Below are 6,021 nucleotides of genomic sequence, written 5' to 3'. Positions count from 1 at the left end.
TATGACAGCAATGATGTGATCAATTCGGGTGCCGGTGACGATCGTATCTATGCTGACGAAGGTGACGACACGATCTCGGGCGGTGCTGGCGACGACTACGCCGATGCAGGTTATGGTAACGACGTCTATATCTTCAATCGCGGTGACGGTCATGACGTGTTCTACGGCAACTACGGAACCGACACTCTGCGCTTCGGCGCAACAATCGCGGTGGGTGATCTGCGTGTATTCAGCGATCCGTCCGGCTGGACAACAATAATCCTGCCCGACACGGGCGATAGTGTTGAGATTTCATCTGTTGAATTTGTCGAGTTTGCCGACGGGACGCGTGTCTCCCTGTCGAACTTGGCAAAAATCGAGCAACAATCCTCAAACAGTGTCGGAACAGTTCTAGGAACCTCGGCAAGCGATATCCTCGTCGGGACGGAAGGAAACGATAAGCTGCGGGGGCTCGGAGGCGATGATCGTTTAGCAGGGGGCCTAGGTGCAGACACTTACGTGTTCGGACTCGGAGATGGGCACGATACGATCGAAGAGGGTGCTGACACAACATCAACCGATACGCTTGAACTGGGCAGCGGAATAACGGCCAGTGACGTTTTCTTTGAAATATCAGCGCAGAACGCTGACGATCTCGTGATGCGTATCAAGTCGCGCGAAGAAGCGATCCTTCTGAAAAATCAGTTGGCGACAAATGGTGCCGGAATTGAACGCCTTCTGTTTGCAAACGGCACAGTGTGGACGAGGGCGAATATCACAGCGACCGCTGGTGGTAATCAATCTTCAAATGGCGATGATATTCTTACGGGAACCTATCGAGCCGACGTCCTTCGCGGCGGAATGGGAAATGATATTCTAAATGGCGGACAGGGGGCAGACCGCTACCTGTATTCGCTTGGCGATGGAAACGACAGGATTACCGACTTTTCGCCAGTGGATGAAATCGACGAACTCATTTTCGAATTCAATTATTCGGGTTCGGGTATCGCATTCAGGCGTGCCAGCGACGGGTCTTCTCTGTTGATCACGGTCGGCGGTTCGTCGATCGTTATCGAAAACCAGTTGGATGGCTCCGGTCATGGTATCGATCTGGTGACATTCTCCTCCGGAGAACATCTAAGCCGCAGCGATATCGAGACGCTCGTCCTCGCATCTTCCATGACCAGCGGCGACGACGTGATTGTCGGCACGCAGGGAAGCGATGTGATAAGCGGCGGGGCCGGCGACGATGTCGCAGACGGTAAGGAAGGCGCCGACATCTATCATTTTGGAGTAAACGATGGACACGATGTCATCCAGGACAGCGGTCAGAATGCCGCTAACGACGTTCTGGTATTCGGCCCAGGGATTTTCTCGACGTCGGTTCGCATCTTGCGTGAAGCGAGCGGACTTTACAGGATCGAAGACCATAACAACGCCTGGTCCATTACGCTGGTAGGCGAGTTTGGTGGCATTGAAGAGTTCAGGTTTGCCGACGACGTGATCTGGTCGCAAGCAGCCTTCAAGCAGACCTATTACAGCAGCCTTGCGTCAGGGAATAGCGAGACAATTGTCGGCGATGCATCGAACGAGACCATTAACGGTGGGGCGGCATCGGAGCTCATCCGTGGTGGCGCGGGAGACGATCAGTTGAACGGAGCCGGAGGTGATGACTTCATATTCGGTGACGCGGGTAACGACACCCTCATCGGCGGTGACGGCAACGACACTCTTGAAGGCGGGCTTGGCCTTGATCATTACGATGGCGGCAATGGCTTCGACACCGTTGATTTCAGTTACTCCTCTGCCGACTGGTTCGTCGATCTCTCCGCGGGTAAGGCTCATACGCGAGATAACCCGGAAGGAATCGAGACCATAACCTCAATCGAAAAGATCGTAACGGGATCCGGTGATGATGACCTGAGAGGTGGAGCCGGCGACGAGGAATTTGTTGCAGGCACCGGTAATGACCGTCTTGATGGAGGCGGCGGAGACGACGAGCTGTCGGGAGGCAAGGGTAACGACACGTATGTTTACAACCGGGGAGGTGGTAACGACGTAGTGGTAGAGGGGTTGGCGGAAGGAGCGTCCGATAGTCTGACAATGACCGGTCTTGCATTTTCGGATGTCGGTTTCACGAGGCAGGGAGAAGACTTGCTCATCACAGTACCGGAATCGTCCCCAGGTTTGGGCGATGGTGGCTCTATCCTCGTCAAAAATACACTCTTCGATGATGACGCAGGAATTGAATCTTTCGTCTTTACTGATTGGACTTATAGCAAGACGGACATACGCTCTGTTCTTTTGTCGCAGCTGACCACATCTGGCGATGACATCATAGAAGGTTTTGGCAACACCGGGGATTATCTGGAAGGAGGTGCTGGTAACGATGTCTTTGTGTTCAAGCCAGACTTTGGCTGGGATACCGTCGGTGATTTCGTGGCCGGCGCTGGAACTGGCGATGTCCTGGAGTTCCGTGGAGGTGTCCTGACGGACTTTGAGGCAGTTCTGGCGGCTGCGTCACAGGTTGGTAACGATACCATAATCAATATCGACGGCACGAATGGTATTACGCTTGCAAACGTCAACCTTGCAGACCTGCATCGGGACGACGTGCGGTTCGTTGCATAGGATTATGATTCTTGTCCAAAAATCTGAATACTGAAGTGCGGCGACCTCTGGTCGCCGCTGCCTTGCGAGCAACACGGGCCGCATTTGGGTCGGTAGCTATTCTTAGCGCTTTCACTAATATTCTGATGCTGACAGGCCCGCTGTTTATGATGCAGGTCTATGATCGTGTTCTCTCAAGCCGCAGTGTTCCGACACTCGTGGCCTTGTCTATCCTGGCTGTCGTTCTTTATCTTTTTTTGGGGCTTCTCGAACTCATAAGATCCAGAATTCTCTCGCGCATCGGCGAAAGGATCGAAGAACAACTCGGTGGTCCGACTTTCGATGCGGTCATGCTGCTTCCACTCAGAATGTCAAAAAAGGAAGTAGCGGCCCAGCCTGTTCGCGATCTTGAGCATCTGCGCCAATTCATGAGCGGGCCAGGTCCTGTGGCGATTTGCGATATGCCATGGCTACCTCTGTACATCGGCATATTGTTTCTTTTTCACTCCTATCTCGGTTGGCTGGCGATTGCGGGAGCTACCCTGCTGATCGTGCTCACTCTGTTCAGCGACGCTGTTTTGCGTGATCCGACGCGGCGAGTAGCTGCACTTTCATCGACGCGTGCCGATTACCTGGAAGCGGGACGAAGGAACGCAGAAGCGTTGTATGCGATGGGCATGAAAGGTGCCTACGCACGCAAATGGCACGAGACAAACGCGGCCTATGTCGAGGAGCAGCGGCGGGCAAGTGACGCAACGAGCGGGTTCTCGACATTCTCAAAGATTTTTCGCCTGGCATTGCAGTCCGCCGTTCTCGCGCTGGGAGCCTGGCTTGCCATTAAGCAGCTTGCTTCGCCGGGAGCGATGATTGCGTCCTCCATCCTGACATCAAGAGCGCTTGCGCCAATTGAGCAGGCCATCGGTCAATGGCGTGGCTTTGTCAACTTTCGGCAGGCCAAAGCCCGTCTCGGCCAGCTTCTTGATAAGATCGGCCCGGGTGAGGACAGAATGGCTCTTCCGGCTCCATCGAAAACACTTGCTGTGTCTGGTGTTGCTGTCGTGGCTCCAGGCAATCAATCGCCCACAGTCCGCGATGTCACCTTCGCGCTAACTGCGGGCCAGGGATTGGGCATTATTGGCCCTAGTGGCTCCGGAAAATCCACGCTTGTACGGGCTTTGGTTGGTATATGGCCTCCAGCACGCGGAACCGTCAGGCTGGACGGCGCGGAGATCGATCAATGGCATCCGGAAGCGCTCGGCCCTTCCATCGGTTACTTGCCACAGGGTGTGGAATTATTTGACGGAACAATAGCGGAAAACATCAGTCGGTTTTCCGCAACGGCTAACCCGTCCGAAATTATAGAGGCGGCAAAACAGGCGGATGTGCATGAACTCATTCTGTCCATGCCGGAGGGATATGATACCAGGATTGGTAACGGTGGGGCGTCTCTTTCTGCCGGACAGCGCCAGAGAATAGGTCTGGCACGGGCGTTGTTTGGCGAGCCGTTTCTGATCATTCTGGACGAGCCGAACGCCAGCCTTGATGCGGAAGGCGAAATGGCGCTGACGAACGCGATTGTCGTCGCCCGTCAGCGAGGGGCCATCGTGGTAATTGTCGCGCATCGGCCAAATGCGCTTTCTGCCGTGGACAATGTTCTCGTTCTTGCGCAAGGCGCGATGGTCGCTTTCGGCCCACGTGACGAGGTGCTGCGTAAAACGACTATGCGCGCTGTATCGGAAAAAGCATGAAACGTGGTGCCTCGAACCCCAGTGCGGCCAGCGCCTCTATCCGACTCTACACACTTACAGGAGCTGGAGCCATTGTCCTGATGGTCTTAGGGATTGGCGGGTGGGCTGCAACAGCCAATCTTTCCGGTGCCGTAGTAGGTGCGGGTACCGTTGTCGTCGACGGTAATGTCAAACGTATCCAACATCGAGAGGGCGGCATAGTCGGCGATATCAAGGTGCGTAATGGGACTGTCGTCAAGGCCGGTGATTTGCTTGTCCGGCTTGACGATACGGTGACGCGGGCCGGTTTGGCCATGGTTAGGAAACAGATCGATCAGTTGAGCGCCCGACGAATGCGACTTTCAGCTGAACGTGGGAGCGCGACGGCAGTCACGGCTCCGACGATACCCCTCGGCCAAAAGGCCGAAGCAGATAGCGTCGAATATATCAAAGCTGAAGTCGCTCTTTTTGCCGCGCGAAAACAGACGCTTGATGGCCAGAAGGCTCAGCTCAGACAGCGTATCGACCAGATACATCAGGAAAACGAAGGGCTCGTTGTTCGCAAGAACGCCAAGGAAGAGGAGTTGTCGTGGATTGGACAGGAACTCGTCCGCGTCAGAAACCTTGCCGATCAGCAACTGATCCAGTTCAACCGCCTTGCGGAACTGGAGCGACTGCGGGCTCAATTGGATGGCGAACGTGGACAGTTGATGGCCGAGATCGCAAGGGCGGCTACGCGCGTCACAGAGACGGAACTCCAGATCCTTCAGCTTGATCAGGATCGCCTGGCCGAAGTCCTTACCGAACTACGTGACGTCGATAACAAACTCGCCGAACTCACAGAACAAAAGGTCACGGCCGAAGACCAGTTGAAACGCATCGACGTCCGGTCCCCGCAGGATGGCATAGTTCATGAGCTGGCGGTTCATACCATTGGAGGCGTTATCGGGGCAGGTGAAACTATCATGCAAATAGTGCCGGTCAATGACCGTCTTGTCGTTGAAGCGCGTATACAGCCCGCCGACATCGACCAGATGCATATTGGCCAGCAGGCAGTCCTGCGTTTTTCGGCTTTTAACCAGCGCACAACTCCGGAAATTGTTGGTCAGGTAAGAACGGTCGCCGCTGACCTGGCTCACAATCCACAAACGGGTGAGAGCTGGTATACGGCCCGTATCCAGATCGAGCCGGAGGAGCTGTCAAAGCTTGGCAACCTCAGTCTGCTCGCAGGCATGCCGGTCGAAGCGTACATCAAGACGAGCGAACGGACCGCCTTGTCCTACCTCATCAAACCGCTCGCCGACCAGATCAACAGGGCTATGCGCGAGGATTGATAGCCAGGTCGGCAGAAGAAAAAGACAGCGGTTGATTGTTTAAACTGATCCCGGTGAGTTCTTTGGAGGCAGTGGGGTGGTGCCTCGTTGGGCCCCGGCGGGAAGACAATGGTATGACCGGTGATATGCTCACGGTCGACAAAAATGGGTCGGCAGTTAGATTTCGCTCAAGAGCTTTGCAGTTCAGAATGTCTACGTTCGGCCCATTACGGAGCGCCGATCTCCATGACGCTTGCATTACAATGAAGAATTTGATTGGCTACGAGATGCTGCTGGTAAGCTATGGCAGCAATCTTGGGGTCAGAACAAGAGCAGTCCGAAATCGTACGCTAAGGACGAACGGAATGAGAACTTACGCGGCGTTCCTTAGC

Annotated in this window: 3 protein-coding genes; all 3 read left to right on the top strand. The window is 54.8% G+C overall.

Features of this window, described 5'->3' with window-relative positions:
- Nucleotides 1-2,610: calcium-binding protein (locus tag V6S97_RS28910; RefSeq protein WP_334428421.1), on the top strand; the 2,610-nt coding region annotated here is incomplete at its 5' end.
- A gap of 11 nt (nt 2,611-2,621) precedes the next feature.
- On the top strand, nt 2,622-4,337 hold the full coding sequence (locus V6S97_RS28905; protein WP_236760369.1) for a type I secretion system permease/ATPase: 1,716 nt from the start codon (nt 2,622-2,624) through the stop codon (nt 4,335-4,337).
- Nucleotides 4,334-5,650: an HlyD family type I secretion periplasmic adaptor subunit gene (locus V6S97_RS28900; protein ID WP_111785045.1), complete on the top strand. Its 1,317-nt coding sequence runs from the start codon at nt 4,334-4,336 to the stop codon at nt 5,648-5,650. The genes V6S97_RS28905 and V6S97_RS28900 overlap by 4 nt, the downstream gene beginning before the upstream one ends.
- Nucleotides 5,651-6,021: the final 371 nt, after the last annotated feature.

This window comes from Agrobacterium sp. CCNWLW155 (assembly GCF_036888815.1).
Taxonomy (GTDB): Bacteria; Pseudomonadota; Alphaproteobacteria; order Rhizobiales; family Rhizobiaceae; genus Agrobacterium; species Agrobacterium radiobacter.
Note: the sequence above shows the minus strand (reverse complement) of the source record. Positions and strands in the feature narration are given on the sequence as shown.